Genomic DNA, 23697 nt, shown 5'->3' with positions numbered 1-23697 from the left:
AGGGTATCCTTAGGATGACGGTGCTTCCGTTTAATTGTGTATTTGATTAACTTCATTATAAATGATACAAAACTGTTTCACAATGCAGACAGATCTTCTAATGTGTACCGTTAGGAGTATAGTCATCATATGAGCTCTTACTCGCGTCGTAGTACATTACATCTCCATCCGCTAGAAGGAATTGAACTCCATACGGATCAGTGATCTTGTGGTCACGCGAACCATCTGTACCGTCATAACCCTCCATGTCCCACCATTGGTTGTTTAATGGACCATGAATATATTGGAGATATGGATTATTCAAATCTGCATTTCGAATGGTCTCAATGTTGAAATTGACCGTGATATAACCGTTTTTTAAGAAGATCGGTGACTTTTCATCCAATCGATTCTTCTTACCATACGTTGCTAAATCGGTTCCAGCTGGTACAACATATACAGCGGCAGGCAAACTATATTCACCGTACCATTGTTGAACCGATGCGTTTACTCGCGCTGGTGAGGCGTTTGCATTGCTTGGGCGATCAAACGTATTAATGTAGGTTCTGAGTGGCGAGGGTAGAACTTGAACATCATATCCTCCAACATACGTGGCTTCTTTAGCACGTTTTAGATATGAATTCAAATACTGATTTCGCGTCACTGACCAGCCTGTATTCAGATCATAAATGGATCCAGCAGAATTCACGATATCTGCATAAGGGACATTTCGAAGTCTAGTGTTAAGTGTAATGTTCCTACGCTCTACATCTGCACTCGATCCGATCTTAACAAATTTCTGTTTGTCTGAATGATAATACAGATCAACGGGTACTCGTTTAGCGGTTGTACTCGCATTATTATCCTGGAAGTAGAATGTTGGTGTGATTCGGATAGCATCCTTATCCCCATACATATTCCCCTTCGTCTTCAGATCAAACTTGAAATGGTAACCGGTCTTCACCGCAACACTTTTAAAGTTCGCTAAAGGATGACTTCCTCTCCGAATAGGCAATTGATATGGAGAAAATGAACCGTTTGATCCCCCATCAATCCCTTTAATGCCGACCCAATAGGATGTCCCTTTTGAAGTACTGCTGCCTTTTGCTGTCCGGAATACGGTTTCCCAATTCGGGTCGGCAATATCAGTTACTCTGAAATCATACACACGTCCAATAACCTGTACAGGAACTGTATTTACAGCAACATGATTTACAAGGTTAAGGTTAGCCTTGTCCTCCCATGTAAATCCGGTGGTTGGTGAATTTTCAGCAAAGGATCTATAGGACACAGTATAATTTCCTTCTTCTACCCATAAGGGTAAATAGAATGCTTTCTCGATCTGACTTACAGGGACATCAATCCATGTGTTCGCAGGATAGAATGTAGATTTGTCAGCTGTATACACATCGAATTCAAAGAGAACCTGCTTGAGTTTGATGTACTTTGCGTAATCCCTGTTGCCATAACCAAGTATGTTTCGGTGCTGCCCACTTGTAGGAAGACTTACAGTGAATGGACGATCTAGAATAAAGGCACGACGTGAAGCATCGGGTTTTGTCCGCTGATTGTGCTCTTTGTCGTCTGATGCATTGGAATAGATAACTGTTGGAGTATGTACTGTAACAGTGTTGATTCCATTGATCGGTAACACTTTGTTTGCACCACCATTAATGTTGCCAGGCAACAAGTCGTAGTAGATATCCCCGGAACTAGTGGTATTTAGATCATTAAGCAATGTATTACTAATCATGTTATTTGGCTTATACAGAACATCTCGCCCAATGGTTGTTGGATTAGGGATGTTTGATGGAGTAGGACCATCTTTAGTAGCTTCAGCATCGTCCATAACCTTAGTATTGTTAAAATTCACTAGGTCATTGTTTACTTTACTTTGTGGCGTGTTTGTTTCAGCCATACCTTTCAAACGTCCAGTGTCATCAGGTACATCTGGTGGAGAATTCAATCCCCCTGTTAATTTTGGTGGTGTATACGAAATTGCAGCTGTTGGTGCTGGTCGTACATGACTTTCCACTGCTTCATCATTTTTAGATTCAAGCGTCGGTGGTGTGTAGCCAGCAGGTGTCATGGTTACCTTTTTACCTGGAAGAGCGTAATTCTCCATGGTTGCTTTAGCAATTTTGTATACTTCAAGATTGTTGATCTTCCAGTAAGAATAGTCTCTTGTAATCTGGAAGTTGTAAGGTTTAGGTACTGTATCCCCTGTTTTCACCGGAGGTCCTGGTGAACAAGCTCCTCTAGGTGGACAAACTTCTGGACCAGGTATAGTCCATTCTCTTACATAGGATATCGTTACGTTACAATCATACGTTGTTTTACCACTCATTTTTGCCCAAGCTTGTTTGAACAGATAGTTGTCTGCGAATGCATTAGTGTAAAGTGATTCAGATGTCGGGATCCCTTTTAGCACATCGAATTTCTCAGCGTCCCTATTGTCTGCTTTAATTACTCCATTCGCATTTGGATCCAGATCACTCATGTTCATCGTAGTTCCCTGGGAAGGTGGTCCGATGTTTGGGGTGCAGGATCCTCCTCCGCCCCCAGTGTCATCATCTCCTCCACCACCGGGTTCTTCTTCTACTCCGACATTTGTTGTGGTTGTTAACTGAAAGTCATCCTTCTCCCACAATACTGTTATAGTTGTTGTTCCTTTAGCTACAGCTGTCACGAGTCCAGAAGACCCTACAGTCGCAACCGAAGGGTTGGAAGAGGTCCACGTTGTTGTACCATTACCGCTGTTCACATTAGTCCCAGCACCAAAGCTTCCATCTCCGGTTTTGGTCTTCACAGTTGCATTTAACTGTTTTCGATCATTGAGCTGGAGTTGACCACCACTTGTCAGGTTGATTTCTTTGGTGATCTCTGCAACCCCTTTCCAGTACAAGTCTGTATTGAAAATATAGTCAGCCGACCATTTAGGAGGATTATATTCCCTTGCGTCCGTCGGGAGAATTACACCACCTATTTTCATCGTGAATTCCGTTCTTCTACCATTGAATGATTCGACAGATACAAGTTTCGGCATCCCCGCAGTTGAATCGTAGTACTTGTTATCATCCATATAATACGGTTCTAATTCAGCATCCACTAATTCGGATTTGCTATAATCCATTCTGTTTGTATCCAAATAAACATCTGGTATGTAAACATCTTTGTTCAAATCTAGATCAATGCATACCGTTGAAGATTTAGGAAGATTTGTAGAAGAATCGTTTGTGAGTTCTATACCGTTACATTGGCCGTCAACTCTCCAGTCCATGTTATCGAGCTGATAAATGTATATACCAATATTTGTCTTTTTTACTCCTTCGACAGGGATTACCTTTTTCTGTGATTTTGCAGGAGTGACAGGAACCATATATTTAGGCTTTAAGTCAGGTTTTGTTGCACCAGGTCCACCGCCGGCTTGTACAAAAGAGTAAGGTGTCAAAATAGCACTGACGGTTAGAATGGGTATTAGGACTTTACTGACGAGCGATTTAAGCCTCAACTCGGAAATCCCCCTCTATTATTTTGTATCGATGACACTAAATACCGATCCATCTTTAGATTCTAGTGTTACTGCAGTTGCAGCAGAACTATAGAAGTGCAGCAAACCTTGTGCCCAATAAACAGGATTATTGACTGTAAATACACCTCTATTTTTAGTGTAATCTCCTGCTTTTGGCGCACCATAAGATAAAAAGGCATTTGAATTAGGAGATCTCAATGGATTAAATGTTGCAGAATTCAGAAGACTTCCAGCTTGCAACTGATTCATCGATGCCGATTTAATTTTCAAATCAAACTCAACAAAGGAAAAATACTTGCCACTCTGAAGCTTTACGCCTTCATCGACAAAAACAGGATAGTAAATGCTTCGGTCTTTATCAGCAACGCTAGTATCTACAATGATCCAATTGGACACTTTGAGATCGGCGTAATTTGTATCTGTGACAATTTCCTTGTTTCGAACCTTGGAAAAATCATCAGTCACATTGTCATATTTACGATTACCTGTTAAATGAACCTGATTTTCAGGTGTTTTCTTGAAATAGTCAGTAATCAGGCTCAAGTTTGTTCCGGTTAGGCCAACTTGGCGTAGCTCATTCAAAGCCTTGTAATCAGAAGCTTTAGTCTTAGCGACTGATGCATAACGAGCAATCAATACAGCAACCTCAGCACGAGTTGTTGTTCGATCTGATCCGAACATTTTATCGTTGTAGACGCTCATTAGTCCTGTACCCATAGCAACAGCTACGGCATTCTTTTCCGAAGCCGCCAGATCACCCGAGAAATATTCTTTTGCAGGAACGACCGTATTTTTCACGTCAGTTAGCGCTTTTTTGTAGTCGGAATCCACAGTAGCTAATCCTTGTGTCAACCAAACGGCCATTTCACCGCGTTTAAGTGATGTTTTTGCATCCAGTTTTCCTTTGTAATTTGTAGGGTTGATGAACCCTTTCTGGATTGCAGAGGTTACCCCACTTTGTGCCCACTCCGGGATATCCGTGAAATTATTACTTCCTGGACTAGATGAATTAGGTTGATCAAGTCTACCAAGGATGCTAGCCATTTCAGCCTTAGTTACTGGTGAGCTTGGCTTGAATGTGCCGTCGGTGTAACCTTTAAAATACCCCAATTCGACTGCTGAGTTGATAGCTGCAGCGGCCCAATGTGTGGAGGGAACATCCTTGAATTTCAGTGTGGCTTGTGAGGCTTGTACCGGATTCCCAATTCCACCAACACTTACAGCGCCCCCTGTTAACAAAGCTAAAGCAGTAACCCCGGTAATAATAATTTTCTTCATTAATTTTTCCTCCATCATCAAATTAAATTTTTACTGAGCTTTCTGACTCAGCTCCTGTTCCTTAAATCATATCAGGATTTATAGAAGGAACACGAATTTTGTACAATATAATTTTATATCGGAAGAAATTGATATTTCTAATATATTTTCGAATATTTACAACATTAATCACCCCTTTCTAATAAAACAAAAAAAGCACACAAAATGCCTTATGGCATTAAGCGTGCTTCGCTTTTGGCGACCTTAAAAAATAAAAGATCGTATTCAGTTTAATTATACTTAATATAAGGAAAAAGAAGGGTATTGTCAACTAGTTCACTTTGTAATATTTTTCAAAGTACTCTAACCTCAATTAATGCCTCACTAAAATTATAATAACCCGGGTGAAACAATATCTCCTTTGCATCATCCAAATCTAGTGCATTGATATCTCGAGGAAACCTGACAGGTTCCATATCTCTACGAATTCTCACTTATTCGCGAACAGTCTTCTTAATTATGTAGTCACCATTTTTCTGATAATAAATATAGTTATCTCCTTATCTCCATACTCGCTTCTGAGAATCAATTAATCTTATTAACCACATTTCGAGAGATTCTATCGTTGTTCGTTGGGTATATTTCTAAGCACGATTTCTCCCCTCATTTACACATCTTTTTTTCCAAGAATGAAGTGTCACTGAGTTTAGTAATAAACGTGTAAAGCCATATTAAGATAATTATATACTTAGTTGCTTACGATGTCTTATAGTCGTAAAGCTTGAGAAAATACAGAGAAGGAGAAGACATTGTAGCTTGGCTAATAAATGGAAGAATAAAAGCAAACAATTTGTTAATTCTTGCCTTGAATCGTAGAATGAAAAGGATTTTAATTAGTATGATTCACTCCGTTTTCTTCATAATTATCTCTTTCATTCCTCTTTACTAATGTTAATTAAACGAAGATCTAAGGACGAGTTTAAGCATAAAATAAGAATTCTGTCTGATCAACCGATACTAAATATATAACTAATTCATAGGTGGGTGCATTTTATGAATACGAATCAACTTTTATTAGTCTTCAATACTCTAATTTTCTTAGGAATGATAGGGCTGGATCTTCTTTTATACAGACATTTTATCATGTTCTTAAGAGAACCTTTTGATAAATCATTAGGAAAGGAAAAAGAAAAATATAATACTGTAGAAAGCCTATACTACGCTTACAAAAACCTTCCCAAAGGAACATTCAAACTCACAAAAATGAGAGTTAAATCTTGGCACAAACCTGAAATAATTTCTCAATCTGTTGACTTTTTCATCAAACTCATACTTTCGCTAACTATAGCATCAGCTGGCGTTGCCACAACTATTTTAATAGCAACTTTAAGTGTAACCAATAGTAATTCAGCGCTTCAGCAAGATCAGAGCACTTGGTTGAATAGTATCAGTCACATTTTAAAATCATTGACTGAAGGAATGGATCTTTACAAATCGCTTTTTTATATAGGGACAATGGTATTTCTACTTATTTTCGGGAACATTCTTATCTCCCATGGTAGTACATCAGTTCACAAAAAACATCTAATTGTTATTGAAGAAATTGAAAAAGAATATGGTCAGAAGTGATCCTGGAATAGATATCGAGAAAGAATATTTGCCTTCCATTTCTTCTCAAACCACCTCTTAGAACTGTCACACGGATAACTTTAGGCCTTTCGGTTCCCTGAGGAATTTTAGAAGACGTTACCTCGTTGTAATGACATTTTAAATGTGCTTAACCATGATGTTTCCCATACTGCGACACATAAAAAGGACTCTTTTCTATTCTTTAGTTAAAAGATAACATTTCATCCATACTTTGCTTTGTACTTGCAACTAAAGATTTGTTTAAACATAATCAATACAGAAATAATCAGCAGATGGATGTACAAGTTAAAAAGGCATACAAAAATGCGTTAATTCGCATTTTGTATGCTTCTTATAAAACTAATTTCTATTACCAACAGTACAGTCAAGTGGAATATACCCATTACTTGCAGCATCCTTTTCTGAAGAGAAAACCTCTTCCGTAGTGAATGAGGAAGTACATGAATTCCTGGAATAATAATACTTACGGCCATTAGCTATAATCCCATTATAAATAGGCTTTTTCACAACACGGCTTCCACCCAAAGCGTAGTTATTATAGTATTTTTCGCCCATTGGCATGCCTTGAACAAAAGAGAGTACTCCGACATCATTAATGGTATTGTTCCATTCTTCTTGACTGATGAGGGGCAAAGTAAAGGTATAGGCTACACCGTTGCGTTTCGCAAAGTTATTGTACATATTAATATAGTGTTCCAAATCTTTCTGAATCGGATTGACAATAGATGCCCTTCTAACTTGATCAAACGTACTTGCGTCATTTAATAGTGGTATAGATGCAGTACCTGCAATCTCTCCGCGGAATCCTTCGAACCATTGTTGGTCTGTATTACGATTTACCGTGACAAAATCATCAAGCGTAAAACCAAACGTGTTTCCGTTCTGATCAGAGTGAGCATAGGGTTTCTTAGGGCTCCAAACATGCTTAAGTTCTTTTTCCCCAGTAGCATTCGTAAATTCGTCCATATAGTAAACGTAGTAACCGTCATAACCAACAATAAGGATAACAGGTACGTAGCTATTGATTACACCTTGACCGGCCGAATTATCAAAAACATCAAAGTTCAAGTAGAGTGAATTGAAGAACGTTTGCACTGCCTCTTCTTTATTGATTCTAAGTCGTTTTTGAAACTCATACTGAGATTCAGCGCCTTGTGAACCATTGATAATAAGGGCTTTGGCTGCGTCCTGGGTTGCAGTATCCATGGCATGGTTATAACGCGTCTCAAGAATTACATTCTGCCGATTATGCGTTACATTGATATTATTAATAATGAAATAAGGAAGTAAAATGAGAACGAACACTAGCGTGAGATTAGTTGTAATCTTCATTGAGGACCATTCCTCCATAAGGGATGACAATCTTTTCATTCGGAGTATTGATGGTCCCAGTAAGGACATCGTTAATGAGGGTTCCTGATGTACGGTTCGTGTTCTTAACCACTACGGAGAAAAAATCTCCCGTCGCTAACTTATAAACACGAGTCGGACTTTCAGTATTCTCGGTCGAGTTCCTTGGAAAAAGCTTGTCATTAATCTGAGCATTATAAAAGGATTCGTAATTGACATTAAATCCACCCAAATAAACCCCTGCATCATTATATATTGGGTCGTAACGCTTATGGCGATGTTCCATTTGGATGTCGTATGTATTTGTGGTTAGTGCCATTTGATCAACAAATTCATTATACATCGTTGGAGTAATGTAACCTTTATCTCTAACAGAATCTACAAACTGAGTCACAGAATTCAAGACCACAATTTCAGAGATGTCGTCCTGCTTATTTAACCCAGATGAAATCGGCCATAAAAAGATAAGTACGAGGGCCACTACAACCATAAAGACTTTTAAAAAGGGATTACCCATCCTCTACATCCTTTCTCTAATTAAATCTTAATAATATCAGGTCGCCCTTTGTATCTCGAACGTATGTAGGAGTATAGTTTTTATTTACATTAATTCCTGAAACATTAACCTCCGTTGGATCCAATGTTTTGTAGTAAGTAACACCATCTACTATGATATCAACGCCGATGTCTTTAATTTTAAATATGGATTGTCTAACTTCGGCACCAGAAACCTTATAAGAGGTAGGTATTTTCAAAGTTGAAGTAATACTTTTGTCAGACTGGGACGTCATTTTGTAAGTCATATCATTCGTATCGGAAACAGTTTTAAAGAAAAACAGAAATATTGTTAGAGCAGTAATGAACATAAGTGCTGCAACGCTCATATACAAAGCAGATCTTGTATTCTCACCTAATCCCATAATAATCACCCTTAATTACTTGAAAGGGGACGACTTGAGTAAGTCTATCCCCAGTCAGTGATTTAATTAGTTTTGTGTAAAAATGATACCGCGAATAACGTTACTGTTGTCTTTGATCAGTTGAGCTTTGAATTTTCCGGATGGATTAACGTAATCATTGTTTGCTTCATCCATAGCTTTAGCAAGAGTTCCTGCTGGCGTACCTGTACCAATCGAACCGTAACCCTGACCACCTACTGGCACAGTTGTGTTCACTGTTTTGAAGTACCAAGAGCCAGTTGGATTTTTACCAGTGATTACTTGGATACCGAATTCACCTTTGTCTTGGAACTTTCTAAGTGCATTGATTGCTTGGCTACCAGAAACCGTGGTCCCATCATAGACAGTGTATGCTGTTTGAGAAAGCTCTGTTTGGATATCTGCGAAACTTGTTTGTGCAGTTTTGGTGGCGTCTTGAGCAGAAATAAACAAAATTACAGCTGTAGTGATCAGTGCGATTGCCAGGAAAAGTCCCGCAGCCATTTTTAAAGCGCTTTGTGCATTACCCATTTTTAATAATCCCCTTTAAATTATAATTTTTGCATAAGTTCGTAATACGTAGACATCTGTGTAAAAGCCATAAAGACAAATGGAAACACGAGATACAAAAAGATGATCATGTACATTGGAGTGAAACCGATCATGCGACCCCAGCCTGCTTTTGCATTGATCATTTCCTCGTAATCCTGTTTTCTTTGTTCGAAATAGTAATTACGTTCAGTTTCAAGATCATCAAAAGCTTGTTTGACTGGAATTTTTTCTACAGCTAACTGAAGTTTTTCAATGGTTCTCACGAGTGGAGCAAATGGCGCATCGATCATCAGTTGCTCAAGAGCAAGTTCAGCACCACTCTCATAGTTCATAAGGCACTTATGTAGTGGAGCCTTGAAAATTGAAGCGAATCTTTCCATCCATTCAAGAATGACCTCAACCGATACTCGATCGATTTCACTGAGCATCGCAATGATGGTATGAAATTGGTCCACTTCATTTTGCATATCCATTGCTCTCATTCTCTTCTGGAAGAGAAGTACCCAATAGGGTAATTGATAACCCACCCAACCCATTAATAAGCATATAAGGATTTCCCACCACTTCATGTATTCGGAATTAATCCGATCCATTTTTGCTAGGATCCTTTCTGTTGAAGCATTGAGTAGAGTATCGTTTGTTGCAACTTCGGGGTCTTGCTTAATCATCTGAACTACACGATCCTGCAGATTATTGTCTTTCACCTCCTTCATATGTTTAATGATAGTACTATCAAAATCAGTGATGGATTTTGCCTCACGCAACTCCTCTTCGGACATTCGACCAAACATAGAATTGTTTTGCGTGGGTGACTCCAGCACATCTTTGATTGCGATGTGATGCATTAATACGAATGAGAACACCAGGCCAATAGAAAGAATGATCGTCAGAACAAAACGATGAAGGTAATGCCACTCCATGGGATAACCCGCATTAGCATCCTTAATTAACTTACTTATTTTGAAATGCTGTGCTGTTCTTTTGGCTGGTTCAAGACGGTCTACTATCCATGAAACAATTTTTGATTTCAAAAGAAGTTTTTCCCAAGAACGTTTTTTTGTTTTCGCTACATAGGTCCCTTCTTGTTGATCCTGCATTTTTTTTAAGAGGATATATGATAACAAAACAGATGCAAATACAACTATTTTCGTTATGAATCCTAACTTGCTAGAATAGAAAGCCTCCATCGCAGGAAATTGCTGACTTGCCCAAAGTTCTATTGGTTTTGTGAAGATAATAGGTGTAACTGCAATGACGGTAAGACCTTTGAACAAGTAATTCAATCGAGTTCTCTTTAGAATTTCAAGGTTAACCTCACTGGCTAACTTATTGAGATTACTGAGATATAGAGATCCATCCTTGATTGTTTTATCACCGAATTCTTTTATTAGAAAGGACATGCCTGCAAATGCCTTCAAGAAACGGTTTGGAGCTTGCTCATAGTATACGGTTAGGCTCTCTTCTGGATTTACAGAGACTAAGACCTCATGAATTTTTTTAGCGTGTAGTGCAGCTTCATACGATGAAGATTCTGATGCTTGACGAAGAGCCTCTTCTACACTGCCATGCTGATGATAGTGATGTCGTACATCTTTGAAGAGTTGATCTCGTAATTGAATTAACAATCGATCATCCACTTTATGTACGAAGGTATCGATTAACATGCCATTCACTACGATAGCTGCAAGGAACAGCATGAAGATGAATGTGAAATCATGATTCATTAATAACAAAACTAGAACGACAGCAGCAATTGTTCCAAGTGTGTAAAAAACAATTCTCATGGTTTCTCTTCGCATCGTGAATTCATCATACGAATGGATGGCTTGCAATCTCTTTCGAATCTTTTGGATATAATTTCGCAAGAATGGTACTTTATTGTACGCGATGTACGAATCTTGCATAAATCGATGAATCATCTGTTTACGATTTGATTTCTTATTCCCGGTGAGCATCTCATAGCTCTTATAATGTTCCTGGGAACCATCGCGCTCGGATCTTCTTGAAATGATCTTCATTACGATATAGAGTACGATGCTTAGGACCACTGAGGTTAAAAGAATACTGACTGCAATAGCCTTCAAATCCATCCTTCTTACCCCCAGTTTTCCTGCATAAATTGTTTAAAGCCTGCTTGATCAACTTCCGTAAGATTTTCAAGCATTTCTTTGACATTGTGATCAGAGATTGGATGAACTGCAACATAACCACCATCACGATATTCAATAATATTTCGTTCATCGAATACTTTCCGATTTGTAGATCTCTTCATATACTTAATGAATGTTTCCATGAATGTAATTTTTCTCTCTTCCGAATCACTCATAGTCCGGATATCGAATGGAATATCTTCATCATCATGAAGTGGTGTACATTCTGTGATTCTCTCAATAAATCGATGTCCGTTACGCTTACGAACTAAATGAATATCGAAATTTAGGACATTCACAACTTGTTCTTCAGCTATTTTCTCATCACTGAAAACATTCATTTTGAGCAATGAATTTCGGAGGTAATGAACGAGCTTTTTAAATGTTCTCGCATGGTGTGTAAAAAACATATCTGCTTGCTGCGCCATTTGAATCATATAAGGTACCGCAGCATCTGTTGCTACTTCTCCCAAAATAAATGCTGTTCCGTCTGTTTTCTTTTGAATATCCAAACCTTGTTGTCCTGTAATAGAGTCGGTTTCTCTAAAAGTGAGGATATTTCGATTGCCGAAAATCTTCCTCAAATGAAGCTCAAATGCCATCTCGTGGACACGAATTGCATGAGTTTTATACATTTCAAGAACCATAGCCATAAGTAACGTTGTTTTACCAGAACCTTGTGACCCGGTTACAGCTGTTACACGCCCTCCCCTAACTAGATACCTGATGAGAAGAATAACTAACATCCGATTTTTTTCTTCTTGGCTGATGAGTTGCTCGAGTGATGCTTTTTGTGTATCAAACTTACGATTGAAAAATGCCCAAGACTCAGAGAAACCAGGACGGACAACAACGATCCGTGAACCGTCTTTCATTTCATTTACTTTGTAACCATTCGATTCTGAGAGTTGTCCTGGATTATTGTAACGATAGATATTTTGGCAGACACGTTTAAGTTCAGCTTCAGATCCGAAACTCAAAAACGACATATGGATCGGTTTACCTTTATACAAAATCCAAACACTGTCATGACTATAGGGTGTGGGTTTCTTATTAACACGATCCGCAAAGAAAGCCATATCATCGAAAGGTTCAATCTGATCAATGGGTACACCAGAAACCCCACCCGACACGCCATCAATCTTCATGTCTCTTATTTCATCAATTACTGAGAAACCTTTATATTGCTGATAGATTCTTTGGACAATAATCATGAGCTTATCCTCAAAAGAAAGTCCCTTGGATTCCTTACGATAAACCTCTTCAATTTCTTGAGGTGTAATAACGTAATATTCGTCTTCTACTTCTTCTTCAGGATTCTTCAGCTCATCTAACTTGTATCTATCAATGATCTGACCTAAAGCATTTACCCCATGTTTTTGTTTGTTTTGAAACAACATAATTTCAAACTTATCTTGTAGGGAGAGAGTTTTCTTATTATCAAACGGAATAATACGATTGATATTTTCATCATTTAAGTCATATGTTTTCAAGAGAAGATCAAAAATCGTATTTTTGACATAGTTTTTATCACGAATATCTCCATCTGTGCATCCCTTTAATGATTTTTGCAACATCAAACGCTGATTCATCCGTCGATCAAATTCTTCTTCAGTTAACCCCAAATGCTCCATGTTACTTGTTGTCAGATCATTAATGGCTGTTTTTACATATTCGGTAATTCCAGCTAAAGTGTACTTCTGATCTATCTCACGAGGGTCGCGTTTGGGTTGACGTTTTTCAGTCATTTTAAAATAGACGTAAACACCAACAAGAAATAGCATTACTAGAATTAATCCAAGATTCACAAGATGACTAATACTCATACCTTAAGCCCCCTGCTCACTATATATCTTTGTATCAACTCCAGCGGCTTCAAATATCCCTTTAGCCAGTTTTCGAACTTCACTCAGAAAGAAGTGATTTTCATGTTGGATTCCGATATTTTTATTTCGAAAGAAAAATTGAACTACTGACTTATCATTGAGAGCATCCATGTAACCTGTGCAGTGAGGAACGGTATATATAGGTGCTTTTGGTTTATACATTCGTTTAATGTTGGAAACAGAATATTTGGAATGACGATCATATTGACCAAGAACAATTACAACTTTTTTCTCTTTGAGGAACTCTGGTTCATCAGTGAAGAACTCATCTAAGACCGCTTTATTTTGGTTGAGATTAACTACGATTACATCTGAGGTCGTCAGGACCGAATTCGTTAACTTGTTTCGCATCCCACTACTCACATCAATCAGAGTGAGATTATAGTAATTCTTTGCCGCATCGAAAATACTTCCGATTACTTCATGAATCATGGAGAACATTTCTTCATTAGGTTTCACTGTTCCACGCAGTAGTTCTAAACGATCCCGCAGAACGGTGTCGGTGTAGTCTTTTACGATCTTTGGAGCCAAGCGATTACTGCGAGCTAGTCTCTCTAAGGCGTCGATGCCTAAGCTCGAATACTCTGAACTATCAAGATCCTTTTCGTTCAGAAAAGTAGATTCCAAAGATGACATACTCCAATGTGTGTGACTCACAAGCGTTTTCGTTAAATACTCCATCCCAATGAGTGTGGCCACAGCAATCAAATTGGATGAGTTTCCAGACTGACCATGACGGTTACTCCAAAATGCTACTTGCCCCATGCAAAGGACCTCCTCGTAAGTTCTTTCATAGAACTTTTTATTAAATTCGTTTCAAGTTCCGAAATTTCCGCCGTTAATTTCTTAATAATCCCTTTATAGTTCTTTGAGAGACGTCGAATGTTTATTTTTCCTTGGTGTTGGTTATTTATTTTTGTTACATAATCAATTTCATCATGTAGTAATTCAAATGGCTCTTCAGACCAACTGATAGGGAGGTCTGTCAGAATTGTCTCGAGGTAATCCTCGGCAATATTGCCTTCTACATGATTAACCGAGATTTTAGTAACATCTGTTTTTGGACTTTTACCGTCAGAATGTTCTTTTCCGAATAAAACCTTTACTAAATCAACTGTTTTATCTATGCTCATTTTTTCTGGCGTAGCGGCAATATATTTGGTATGAAACGAATTGAACTCCTCTTTGTTCAAAAATGAAATATCACTGCAGTGAACAATGAGTTGCTCATAATCATTTTTTGCAACTAAGGTTTCGATTTCATCAAAAGTTTCGTAGCCAACTGCTACGTCAAACCCATCAAACTCTACTACTTTCATTTGCGATGTCGTCATTAGTGTTGGTGTGTTGTTCTGTATGTACTTTTCTGTTGTGCCATCAACTAAAAGTACTTTCCTCCCAGAAATTGAAATGACTTTACCTACATATTGAAGCAAATCACTTATATCTGCTGATCCAAGAAATAATGATCTTTTCATGCTGCCCCTCCGTTCTATTTCACTAATGGCTGCCCAAAAACGTCTTTCTGTTTTTCTTCGCTTGTAGAAGTATCCAGTCCGGACTCTATCGGCTGAACAATTTCCTCTTTACTTGCTTCCGTAGATTGAGTTGTTGGAGATGAATCTATTGAACTACCTGGTGTTGTACTCGGTTCTGTACTTGTATCGGGTATAGGAGCCCCCTGTGTTCCGGTTACTGCTTCGTTATTTTGCTGATTCGTAATTTGGTTGTTAGCAACCTCTTGTTGTAAGATCACACTTCCATTTTGGATTTTCATTTTATCTGCTTCATCCATTTGAGAGAGATTGTTTTCTAGTACTTGTCTTACATTTCTTTTTAATTGTTCTTTTGCGAATGTCAGAACATTCGGATCGGATTGAATAAGGTCAATTACTTTCAGGTTAGCTGGATAGTTTGGAATTGCTTTTTCTTGCATATATGGATCAGAATAAGTAACGGCATATAGTTTGGCACCGTTAAGGTATGCATCAACGATCGCACTAGTCATTACTAACAATTCAGCTTCATTAATTTTGTACCAAACAGTTGTGCCGGAAAGATCCTCAACTTTTTTCTTTGATAGAACGATAAAATCTTCACCTGTCGGGAAGGTTAACCGTACGTCTACAAATTGGCCTTTTTTCAGTTTAGTTGGAAGTAACATCACATTGTACTCTTGTATCCGTTGATCACGAGGGGTTGGACCGTTATCAAATACCATTGAATTGATTACGGGTGTATTCTCACCTACCTCAATTTTAACGATCTTTCCATATAGATCATCTGGTGTCTGTACCATGTTAGTTGGAGCATCTGTTTCAGGAATTTGAATAACTTTCAAATTTTCCTTCTTAAGCTTGTCCCCTTCTTTTAGCGGTTTGGATGCTACTACGACTGTTTTCATAGTTGATTGTTGGTGCTGGAGTAATGCCTCTGCTTCAACGAGTTGAGACTCATAATGCATCCTTAACACTTTTTGCTCTTTAGCTTGCTGCTTAATGAGGTAGATGGCGCCACCAGTTGATAAAACTCCCATAGATAGAGCCCCTACAACACCAGCTATAATCAAATTTTTTGTACGCTGCCTTACTTTGGACAATTACATACACCCCTTATCTTGAAATAAAGAAAATTAACAAAAACATAAGTATAATTGTTGCTAGTAAAAGAATGGATCTCTTTATCATTTTCTTCTTCTTTGTAAATCCTCGATCAAACACTAGATCAAATTGTTCATTCGTATCATCCTGAGAGTCAAAAGGATCAGAGTGAAAAGGGATTTCTAATGCATGGATTCCCTCATTATCTTTTTCGATATCGGCAATGCTTTGTTTGCTGACAAGAGGGACCATAAAGATGCATCTTTCGAGATCAACATGATTGGATGACAGAAATCTTTTGATGTTGTGCTGTTTCCACTCACTACCTGATGCAACTACAACTTGGGTACTTGCCCGGTGAAATTCAGATATGTGTTCAGTGGTTTCATAAGTCCCCATATCTAGAACAATATGTGTATGTTCTGAATTCAGATGGTCAGCCATTTCAAATTCATCTGCTGATTTTACGTAAGTTACGCCTTCAATTATGAATTCATCATTAAGACGGGTGTCTACGTTTTTACCTTCGTAGGCTTTCTCGATATAAACAAGTTCGTTATTTCCGCTCAGTTCTAATAACTTAACTGAATATCCATGACTTGCCAGATAATTTGCGATCAATATAGAAGAGTGGGTTGTTCCTACGCCTTTTTCGATACCGACTACCGAGATGACTGATTTACCGACAATTCGGTCTCTGACTACGATCTTCTGCTTCAGATCAGGTAGCGTCCAAAAATCGGATTCTTCTAATTCTTCTTCCATGATGTCGGGTAAGATTGTTTTGTTTGTTTGCTTGTTACTCTTCACCAGATGTTCTTCATCTTCATCCATTTCTTTAGAAGAAGAATTTATTTCATTTGATGTATTGGTACTAACCTCACCTTCCTTCACATTTTGTTTATCCTGTCGTCTGTGGGCCTTATCTTTGTTATGTCCCTCAATATTAATGGTTATAGATTGAGCACCATTTACAAATCTTCTCCACGGTATTCCTTGATCATAATTCCGATACTTTTTAACTTCACTATAAGGTAAAGGGTGGTCTATACATTTAATTAACTGTTTAATATTCAAGGGTTCAGATTTTTGTGATTTCAAAAATATATTGTAAATCCCCATGGATACTAGTTCAGCAAGTAAAGGATGACCTTGTTTTTCATCCGATAAAAAAATTATCGAGCTTTTACTGAAATCTTCTCGAATTCTATCAATTACATCTGCGAGGAACTCGTGCCTTTTATCAGATTGCTTTACAGCGAGAGAGCTTGAGATAATGACTGCATCTAAAGTGGTTGAAGGGTCTTCTTTGATTAGATGAAGCCTCTCCACAAGATGATCAACTACAACGCACACTTCTAATACATGAATGTTTTCATTTTCAAAATGTTTTTTTAAAGCCTCTGCAAAAGCAGGATTAGGAATGGCAATAATAATTTTTTTCTTATTGAGTTGCTCAAAATCAGGTGCCATTCATTGCATCTCCCCTTTGTTGACTCCAAATAATAGTTCCAAGAACCTTCTCTATCTTCTTTATCTCGTCAGGTGTGGGTGGCTTAAGTCATTTTCCAATCTACTGACTCTCACTTGAAATGATCCTATGCAGTTTGCAAGATCTTTTTGAGTCATATCTTGTCTTGTTCTATGGATACGCATCAGTTCCCCAGGTGTATAATCCAATCACTGTCACCCCTTTCCTTCAGGGTAAGAAAACAAAAAAAAGCACGCTTAATGCCTAAGGCATCGAGCGTGCTTCGCTTTTTTTGAGGACCCGTCCGGATCATATTTGGTTTATTTATACACAATATAGATTATTAACTGGTTTGTGTCAACAACTTTGATTTCAATTTTTTCACTGTACCCTCTTTACTCAAGTAAATCGTAGTACTAGTTAAGTTGTATAATCTGCATGTTGTGTAATATTTGTATAGTTAAAAATATATTATGTAATATAAAACTGAATACTATATTGTTCATTTAACACTTAAGTATTCAGTTTTGTGTGTATTACACTTGACTCTTTCTCCACTATCCACCAAAATAGAGTATAAGTATATTTATACCGAACTGGAGGATATCATGGGTATCACAGTATCTATAGGAGTACAAAAAGGCGGAGTGGGTAAAAGCTCTACTACATGCATTACGAGTTATCTTTTAGCTGAAAGAGGATTTAAAGTTTTAACTGTTGATTTTGATTCGCAGGGTAACACTACACAAATATTATCAGGAAAAGACATTTACTCTTTTGAAGATAATACAGTACTAAACGCAATTATTGATTTAGATCCTGCTAAGTACATTGTTAAAGTGAATGAGAACCTGGATTTATTGCCGGCCGACGACATCCTATCGACATTAGGCAGAGCTTTAGGAAATGTAAACAGAGTTGTTCCTACCTCTCTAAAAGAAACATTGGATATCATAAAAGACCAGTATGATTTTATCCTTATTGACCAGCCACCTAACTTAGGCGATCTTTCAGTATCTGCATTATCTGCTAGCGACTATGTGGTAGTTATGCTACAATCGGAACCTTTATGTTTTAAAGCTATCCCAAGGTACCTTCAATTGGTGGAACTTATTAAAGAAAGAATTACGCCTACATTAAAGTTAGCTGGCATTCTACCAAGTATGTCGGATTCCAGAACTCGAATTGACTCTTCAATTATTGATCAAGCTAGGGAAGATTATGAGGACTGGGTATTTGACACTGTAATTAAAAGACGTAATCGAATTAAAGAGTATTCTATTCTTGGTATCCAAAACACAACAAAAGAGGACCGAGATGCTCTTGAGCAATATCAACAATTTTTAGAGGAGTTGCTAAACCGTGTCCAAAAAGGATCAGTTTAAAAAATTGTTGGGTGACAGTGGTACTACCGGATCAGATCAAAAAAATCGTATATTGAATGATACTCTTATAAGCGGTAATAATTCTTTGCGACCTGTTTCTGATGAGAATAAACATTCAAGTGTTGATTCGGATATATCTACAATTAATCCAGCAGAGGAACAACCAAAACAAGAACAAGTAACACAACAAGAACCACAACAAGAACCACTACCAGTAGCACAACCTTTAGTAGAGCAATACCAACAACCAGTACAACAAGATCCTGCTAAAGAGTTAATTCAACAAGAAATTCAAGAGACGAAACAGAGCAATGAGCAAGCACCTGTTAGTTCTCATCCACAAGTTTCAGCTGTTAACGGGATATCAAGTATTATTTCATCTTTATCAAACACAGTTGATTTAAAAGTAGAAGAAACACATACGCGTAAAACGTATCTAATCGAAAATGAATTGTTGGCTGAATTAGATAAGTTATGTGTAGGTAAGAAAAAAGGCTACAAAACGAAAATGATTAACTCAGGTCTAAGAATTGTGCTAGAGTTAGTGAATGAAAATAAGGAATTCAAATTATAAACTTACTGAATTTCAAAATAAGAAAGAGGTACAAAGAGCAAATAAGCTCTTCGTACCTCTTTCTTATTTTATGCTACAAACAACTTAAACCGTTTAGTGATTTGAGTGAGAACCTATTTACGGTTTTGAATTTTATTCCATACATTTGTAGGTTTAGTATCATCCGAGTTGCTTCCAAATCTGTTATTAGGCTCTGAAATTTCTTCAGTAGTTGAAGCAACTTCTTCTTCAATTTGATTTTCTTGCTTTCGATTGAATACAGATCCCCCAAAGCCTCCAGAAGCGCCACCACCAAATTTGTTGGCTCCTCGTTTTTGATATGGATTAAAAGTGGATTGTTTTACAGATTCCATTACACCTGAGATATTCAGTTCGATATCTTTGTTTTTTACCTGTTTTTGTTTTTCTAACATTTCATCATATTCTATAGTCATTTCAACGACTCGGCTTGGTAAAGTCATCCCACTAAAAATAGTATAGACAACCGCGTATTCATCAAACCAGATAGGATCTCCATATTTTCCTTGAGCTGTATCATTAAACTCTGATATTACTTGTTTAATAGTCTGTTCTGTTTTGACATCTTTGAATATTGATGCACTTGATGGTCTAAGTACAAAACCACCATACATTGTTGCAGTTTCATAATCATGACCACAAGAAAAGTAGCCCAGCTGAATACTATTTCTCATTTTACTATTCAATGTATTACTTTCGTAAGGGGCTTCAATGCTAGCTTTGTGAATACTCAAGAAACCACCTGACAGTTGTACGATTTTAATAAAGTCCGAGGGATCATAAGTACTATTGTCTGATCCAAAGTTAGCAGGGATCAAGTTAGCCTCATGGATAGTACTTATAATCGCATCGTTCCCTTCATCTTTCCAAGAAATCAAAGTACTACTGTTCAGTCTATTCTCTTTTTTGGTTGTAAAGTCGTTAAATAGTTTCTTGTTATCAGTAAGAATTACACTACCAAGTGGTTTTTCTTGACCTGGACTAAATAGCTCATTTTGAAGTTCAATAAATTCTTTGATTTCTGCGAGGAGAAGAATTGCATTAGACATTTCAGTGAAATCATCAAATGGACTTGAGAGCAAAAGAGTTATAGGGACCGGAAAAAACTGTTCTTTTATTAAACTTAACACTAGTGAAATAAAGCCTGTACCAAAGCCCCCACCAGCTCCAGCGCAAATAAACAAATGATCAACATCCATGAATTTTCTTTCCATTGCTTCAATCAATTGATTACGCATCTTGTCTGCATTTGGGTTCAATTGTGGATCGAAATTCTCAACAACAAGAGAAGGTGTTCGGGCAGCACCTCTAAAATCTTCAAAATGTATGCGATCTTCGACCGGAATGTTCTTAAGATGAAGCATGTCATTTTTAGAAAAATTCACGGCAAGGCTAGGATATATTTGTTTTCCATTTGCATATGTATAACCTGCAAAAATATCTGCATCTTTGTTACCTTTCTGCCCTGCTCCAATTACACCAAATCTTAGAGAGACGTCATTGATTAGTGCATTTTCGTTCATGAATGTAAGTACTTTACTATTAGATAGACCCATTAGAATTTTCCTCCTCATATTGTTTTGCTACATATTCTGTGAATGCTTTACCGTCATCAGAAAGAAAGAACTTATGTTGCCTTTTGCTGTACTCGAATGATATTAAACCAGCGAACAAAAGAGCATCTATTGCGGCAACAACTGGATTTTTAGAATAATCCTCACTCATCATAGAGATGATGTCTTTTTTAGGGATGAGATTGTTGTCTGTAATAATGCTCAATACCGATATGTGAGCCTCACTTAATTTATCAAGAAATGCTCGATAATGCACCTCTGTATAAAGTTTTTCTGACATGCTCAGTCTTCACCTCCCTTTGATTATAAGGTCACCTTAAGGTCACCTCTAGGTTACCTTAAGTATATCTCTTTAATATTAATTTAGCAAATATATCTAAATCTAATTTTAAGAATGCTATCTTATCTAATCTTATCTAATATGAATTCTGTAATACTCTATCAGTTATAACGATTTCTCGTGTGAGACATTTTTATTAAAGCTGTTAATTTAGAGTGACCCTAGGGTGACTCTATTTTACTTAAATATAGTCATATTATCTTTATTTACATTAGGTGAGAGTATAGACGCTTTTCTACTCTTCTTAATGGTCTGTTGGAGAGTATCCACAATAGTAGTGTGATTTCTCTCATTTATTTTATAATATTTCGTTTCTAAAAAATAATACACTCAAACAATATTATGACGATTTTAATGACTACACCAATGATTGATTCAGTGATAACTTTGGTGACTGAGTCACTATTATTATCACTGAACTTATCACGATGTCTGTCATTGCGTATATCGACCACAAAAGGTCGACAAATTCGTTGTCACATAAGGTTTTTTTCTGTTAATCTCGACATACTGCTTTAAGTGACAAGAACTTAGGGTTCATAAAGGTTAGTAAATATGTATCAAATTCAAGCAAATTTATAAAGGAGTTGTCATCAAATTGGATGTTCGAACAATACATAAACTTTCTCCAACCAAGTGTAAGATAATTGAACGTCTCTTTATTTATAGAAGTCTTACCCCATATCAAGTATTTTTTCTTTTGGATCCGGATAATATTCCTTTAACCTATCCTCATTTCTCATGGGAACTACTTAACTTATCAAAAATGAGAAGCACATGGAATCAGTTGGCTCAAATGCAGAAGACCGGTATTATTCAGGTGGCAGCTAAGCTTAGTAATGATACGAAGGTTTTAACTTTATCAGAAGAAGGATTATCTATAGCTTACAGCCTTTTAGATATCCCTGAGATTGAAGGTTACCGAAATACAGGTTGGAATAATCAACACGGTTATTTTCCATATGAACTTTATCGCGCTCCAAAAGAGAGACTGCAAAAACATCATAATTTGGGTATTGATTTCAATGTTTTAATGGAACTCTTATCTTTAAAACATAATTTCACATATGATTTTATTGATAATAGATACGCCTCAGTAGAGTTCTCCTCTGTGGATGAGAATACTAAAATCGAAACTAAGAAAATTTTCAGGCCCGATGGAGAGTTTATTATTCGACCTAATGGTACTGATAAGGAATTTCACTGTTGGGTTGAGTTTGATATGGGAACGGAGAAAGGCAAACTTTTATATGAGAAGTTTTCTAAGTACAATCAATATCTGTCCTATATAAGCCAAGGGGTTGAGCGAGATTCTTTAGCCACTTCTATACCTAGTACTATTTTTTTTGTAACGACTGCACGTCAAAGTATTTGGTCTCGATGGCAGAATATTCAGCGGAATTATTTGAACACCATTGAAAACTGGAGCACATTTATAAATTTGTATGTAGGAAATATTGAATCACTTGAAAGTTTAGTGCTGTCCTTTATAAATGAAGGAGACTTGTTTAAAAATAAACTGAATTTAAACTTAAGACCGCTCCTTAATGATCAAGCTTATATTGGACAACCAAAGCCCTCCAAAAATCTCACGAATGCCTCCTCCCTTTCAAGTTTTTGTTATCTATATGGTAACGAAATGAAGATATTAGGTTGGGAGCCGTATTTTACAGTAACTCGCCTTAAAAGCAATGAACATCAGGTTTTTCTTTATGTTAAGTTCGACGAATATGAAACTGGTGGTATTTGTAAGGCAATAGATTTCGCTTCAAAATTCGAAACTATTGAATCCATGAAAAGGATTAATGCAATTGAGGTTATCCCTGTGTTACTTTACTCGGATAAAAAGCCACATTCTCTTGATTTTATTGGTTGTGATCAGAAGGTTAAATTCGATTCTATCTTTAAGAAGTATCTTTGGCATAATGTTTCTGAGAATAAGTGGTTCGATAAAAACGGGAATCATATTCAAACCCACCCCTTAAATTTATTTCTTGTTGATTAAGTTTTTGTGTATTAAAGATAAATATAGTCCAGCTGCGTCATGATTAAATCTTCAAGTTCATATACCGAACATATTTCAAAGTATACCCATCCTTTAAGTACAGTGCTGATTTACCTTAAGTACTTTTATGATGTTTCACTTACGAACCATTCAAAAATGATCTAGATTATGTCAATCAAACAATTTTCAAAACATAATACTTTAATGAATATATTACGTAATATAAATATTTAATTTTAAATCTTCAGTATTCTGAATATATTATGTAATAGTTAATTTAGTATTGTCATTAGATCGCTACTAGTCATTTAATGGATACCCAAGCTTTTAGTGCCTTTGAAAACCCCACAGTTTAATCCATCATAAACTGTGGGGCTTGCCATATAATCAGTAATTTCAAGTAACAGTAAACTGAATACTTATATTAAGTTAGAAC

At 37.0% G+C, this 23697-nt stretch carries 18 protein-coding genes; 4 read left to right on the top strand and 14 right to left on the bottom strand.

The window, feature by feature from the left end; genetic code table 11:
- Nucleotides 1-97: 97 nt before the first annotated feature.
- The gene (locus CXK86_RS19990; protein WP_257467939.1) at nt 98-3112 is read right to left on the bottom strand and encodes a DUF5704 domain-containing protein; all 3015 of its coding nucleotides are present in this window, start codon (nt 3110-3112) and stop codon (nt 98-100) included.
- Between the two features lie 396 nt (nt 3113-3508).
- Entirely contained in the window at nt 3509-4789 is a 1281-nt protein-coding gene (locus CXK86_RS19985) for an S-layer homology domain-containing protein (protein ID WP_101314359.1), read from the bottom strand.
- 1032 nt (nt 4790-5821) lie between these two features.
- Here CXK86_RS19985 and CXK86_RS19980 point away from each other — a divergent pair.
- Nucleotides 5822-6397 (top strand): hypothetical protein, encoded by a 576-nt coding sequence (locus CXK86_RS19980; RefSeq protein ID WP_101314358.1) that lies wholly within the window; start codon nt 5822-5824, stop codon nt 6395-6397.
- 360 nt (nt 6398-6757) lie between these two features.
- Here the strand turns inward: CXK86_RS19980 and CXK86_RS19975 are convergent, their stop codons facing one another.
- The 10 genes from CXK86_RS19975 to CXK86_RS19930 all read right to left on the bottom strand — a co-directional run bounded on the left by CXK86_RS19975 (nt 6758) and on the right by CXK86_RS19930 (nt 17367).
- Complete coding sequence (locus CXK86_RS19975) at nt 6758-7750, bottom strand: hypothetical protein (protein ID WP_091036726.1); 993 nt, start codon at nt 7748-7750, stop codon at nt 6758-6760.
- Nucleotides 7734-8285: a hypothetical protein gene (locus CXK86_RS19970; RefSeq protein WP_091036728.1), complete on the bottom strand. Its 552-nt coding sequence runs from the start codon at nt 8283-8285 to the stop codon at nt 7734-7736. The genes CXK86_RS19975 and CXK86_RS19970 overlap by 17 nt, the downstream gene beginning before the upstream one ends.
- 16 nt (nt 8286-8301) lie before the next feature.
- On the bottom strand, nt 8302-8688 hold the full coding sequence (locus tag CXK86_RS19965) for a hypothetical protein (RefSeq protein ID WP_091036730.1): 387 nt from the start codon (nt 8686-8688) through the stop codon (nt 8302-8304).
- A gap of 66 nt (nt 8689-8754) precedes the next feature.
- The gene (locus tag CXK86_RS19960; RefSeq protein WP_091036734.1) at nt 8755-9237 is read right to left on the bottom strand and encodes an ABC transporter permease; all 483 of its coding nucleotides are present in this window, start codon (nt 9235-9237) and stop codon (nt 8755-8757) included.
- Between the two features lie 20 nt (nt 9238-9257).
- Nucleotides 9258-11348 (bottom strand): hypothetical protein, encoded by a 2091-nt coding sequence (locus tag CXK86_RS19955; RefSeq protein WP_100526652.1) that lies wholly within the window; start codon nt 11346-11348, stop codon nt 9258-9260.
- Between the two features lie 5 nt (nt 11349-11353).
- The gene (locus CXK86_RS19950) at nt 11354-13234 is read right to left on the bottom strand and encodes a Flp pilus assembly complex ATPase component TadA (RefSeq protein WP_100526653.1); all 1881 of its coding nucleotides are present in this window, start codon (nt 13232-13234) and stop codon (nt 11354-11356) included.
- 3 nt (nt 13235-13237) lie between these two features.
- Nucleotides 13238-14059: a chromosome partitioning protein ParA gene (locus tag CXK86_RS19945; RefSeq protein ID WP_100526654.1), complete on the bottom strand. Its 822-nt coding sequence runs from the start codon at nt 14057-14059 to the stop codon at nt 13238-13240.
- Entirely contained in the window at nt 14047-14772 is a 726-nt protein-coding gene (locus CXK86_RS19940) for a hypothetical protein (protein WP_101314357.1), read from the bottom strand. Before CXK86_RS19940 ends, CXK86_RS19945 begins: the two co-directional genes overlap by 13 nt.
- A gap of 14 nt (nt 14773-14786) precedes the next feature.
- Complete coding sequence (locus CXK86_RS19935) at nt 14787-15893, bottom strand: flagella basal body P-ring formation protein FlgA (RefSeq protein WP_101314356.1); 1107 nt, start codon at nt 15891-15893, stop codon at nt 14787-14789.
- Between the two features lie 13 nt (nt 15894-15906).
- Nucleotides 15907-17367, bottom strand: coding sequence for a hypothetical protein (locus tag CXK86_RS19930; protein ID WP_101314355.1), 1461 nt, complete (start codon nt 17365-17367; stop codon nt 15907-15909).
- A gap of 606 nt (nt 17368-17973) precedes the next feature.
- Between CXK86_RS19930 and CXK86_RS19925 the strand changes: the two genes are divergently transcribed.
- Both CXK86_RS19925 and CXK86_RS19920 read left to right on the top strand, forming a co-directional pair.
- On the top strand, nt 17974-18750 hold the full coding sequence (locus CXK86_RS19925) for a ParA family protein (protein WP_091036754.1): 777 nt from the start codon (nt 17974-17976) through the stop codon (nt 18748-18750).
- Nucleotides 18728-19324 (top strand): hypothetical protein, encoded by a 597-nt coding sequence (locus CXK86_RS19920; protein ID WP_101314354.1) that lies wholly within the window; start codon nt 18728-18730, stop codon nt 19322-19324. The genes CXK86_RS19925 and CXK86_RS19920 overlap by 23 nt, the downstream gene beginning before the upstream one ends.
- A gap of 113 nt (nt 19325-19437) precedes the next feature.
- Here CXK86_RS19920 and CXK86_RS19915 read toward each other — a convergent pair whose 3' ends face one another.
- Both CXK86_RS19915 and CXK86_RS19910 read right to left on the bottom strand, forming a co-directional pair.
- On the bottom strand, nt 19438-20898 hold the full coding sequence (locus tag CXK86_RS19915; RefSeq protein WP_180361806.1) for an FtsZ/tubulin family protein: 1461 nt from the start codon (nt 20896-20898) through the stop codon (nt 19438-19440).
- Nucleotides 20885-21196 (bottom strand): hypothetical protein, encoded by a 312-nt coding sequence (locus CXK86_RS19910; protein WP_091036763.1) that lies wholly within the window; start codon nt 21194-21196, stop codon nt 20885-20887. Before CXK86_RS19910 ends, CXK86_RS19915 begins: the two co-directional genes overlap by 14 nt.
- A gap of 658 nt (nt 21197-21854) precedes the next feature.
- Here CXK86_RS19910 and CXK86_RS19905 point away from each other — a divergent pair.
- Nucleotides 21855-23261 (top strand): replication-relaxation family protein, encoded by a 1407-nt coding sequence (locus CXK86_RS19905; RefSeq protein WP_101314352.1) that lies wholly within the window; start codon nt 21855-21857, stop codon nt 23259-23261.
- The last annotated feature ends 436 nt before the right edge of the window (nt 23262-23697 follow it).

Source organism: Paenibacillus sp. BGI2013 (genome assembly GCF_002843485.1).
GTDB classification, from domain to species: domain Bacteria; phylum Bacillota; class Bacilli; order Paenibacillales; family Paenibacillaceae; genus Paenibacillus; species Paenibacillus amylolyticus.
The sequence above is the reverse complement of the archived record's forward strand: the minus strand, read 5'-3'. Positions and strand labels throughout refer to the sequence as shown.

Coding starts and splice junctions, on each gene's coding strand:
- CXK86_RS19990 (WP_257467939.1), bottom strand. CDS start 3,112: ATGGATTATAGCAAATCCGAATTAGTGGATGCTGAATTAGAACCGTAT.
- CXK86_RS19985 (WP_101314359.1), bottom strand. CDS start 4,789: ATGAAGAAAATTATTATTACCGGGGTTACTGCTTTAGCTTTGTTAACA.
- CXK86_RS19980 (WP_101314358.1), top strand. CDS start 5,822: ATGAATACGAATCAACTTTTATTAGTCTTCAATACTCTAATTTTCTTA.
- CXK86_RS19975 (WP_091036726.1), bottom strand. CDS start 7,750: ATGAAGATTACAACTAATCTCACGCTAGTGTTCGTTCTCATTTTACTT.
- CXK86_RS19970 (WP_091036728.1), bottom strand. CDS start 8,285: ATGGGTAATCCCTTTTTAAAAGTCTTTATGGTTGTAGTGGCCCTCGTA.
- CXK86_RS19965 (WP_091036730.1), bottom strand. CDS start 8,688: ATGGGATTAGGTGAGAATACAAGATCTGCTTTGTATATGAGCGTTGCA.
- CXK86_RS19960 (WP_091036734.1), bottom strand. CDS start 9,237: ATGGGTAATGCACAAAGCGCTTTAAAAATGGCTGCGGGACTTTTCCTG.
- CXK86_RS19955 (WP_100526652.1), bottom strand. CDS start 11,348: ATGGATTTGAAGGCTATTGCAGTCAGTATTCTTTTAACCTCAGTGGTC.
- CXK86_RS19950 (WP_100526653.1), bottom strand. CDS start 13,234: ATGAGTATTAGTCATCTTGTGAATCTTGGATTAATTCTAGTAATGCTA.
- CXK86_RS19945 (WP_100526654.1), bottom strand. CDS start 14,059: ATGGGGCAAGTAGCATTTTGGAGTAACCGTCATGGTCAGTCTGGAAAC.
- CXK86_RS19940 (WP_101314357.1), bottom strand. CDS start 14,772: ATGAAAAGATCATTATTTCTTGGATCAGCAGATATAAGTGATTTGCTT.
- CXK86_RS19930 (WP_101314355.1), bottom strand. CDS start 17,367: ATGGCACCTGATTTTGAGCAACTCAATAAGAAAAAAATTATTATTGCC.
- CXK86_RS19925 (WP_091036754.1), top strand. CDS start 17,974: ATGGGTATCACAGTATCTATAGGAGTACAAAAAGGCGGAGTGGGTAAA.
- CXK86_RS19915 (WP_180361806.1), bottom strand. CDS start 20,898: ATGGGTCTATCTAATAGTAAAGTACTTACATTCATGAACGAAAATGCA.
- CXK86_RS19910 (WP_091036763.1), bottom strand. CDS start 21,196: ATGTCAGAAAAACTTTATACAGAGGTGCATTATCGAGCATTTCTTGAT.